The 756-nt window shown below is 34.1% G+C and carries 1 protein-coding gene and 1 pseudogene; one reads left to right on the plus strand and one right to left on the minus strand.

The features are described from left to right. Positions 1-154 (plus strand): annotated as a pseudogene (locus IDG60_RS27895) (lactate dehydrogenase); the annotation flags it as partial. A 246-nt stretch (positions 155-400) separates the two neighbouring features. On the opposite strand, the gene IDG60_RS27900 reads toward IDG60_RS27895, so the two are convergent. Continuing rightward, the coding region (locus IDG60_RS27900) for an HAD-IIB family hydrolase (protein WP_206161019.1) at positions 401-756 on the minus strand (356 nt) is incomplete at its 5' end.

Genomic DNA, 756 nt, shown 5'->3' on the forward strand with positions numbered 1-756 from the left:
AACATTATTAGAGTTAATCGAACATGAAAGAATTTTAGTAACACCACATATTGCTTTCTTCTCTGATGAAGCAGTACAAAACCTTGTTGAAGGTGGTTTAAACGCAGCATTATCTGTCATTAACACTGGTACATGTGAAACACGTTTAAATTAATATATATTTAAAAGCAAAGGCGCACCATGTGCCTTTGCTTTTTATTTTGTTTATCTGTATCAAAATCGGTTTGATTAAAATCTGCTTTATTTTATCATCTATTCAACTGATTGTAGTGCGCTTATTTTACTATGGCATTATTGCCTAACCTGTTTGAGATATATTAATGTTTGATGATTCGTATTCAAAGTTTTCATTTAACATGTATTTAGTATCATGATAGCCGCTTCATTGATGATGTGCTACCTACTTGTTCAATACTTCTTGTTCGATAATCGTTAAAACACCCTGCTTATCATTACTTGGAGCGACAGCCGAGGCAATATTGAACAATTCTTCATCATGACTATTTTCCATCACATAACTATGCTTAGCGAACGCTAGCATATCTTTATCATTATTCGCATCTCCAAAGGCCATGAGCTCTGAAGGAGACATTTCCCATTTATCTAACAATCGTTTTAATGCCTGCCCTTTAGTCATGTTTGGCATAATAATATCAATGCTATCGTGCCCACTTGAGACAAGTTTAATATCATTGCTGAATTGCGTTGCTACTTCTTCGTCAACATTTGGATGCGTCTCACGATTAATATTAAATG

This window comes from Staphylococcus sp. EG-SA-2, assembly GCF_017152085.1.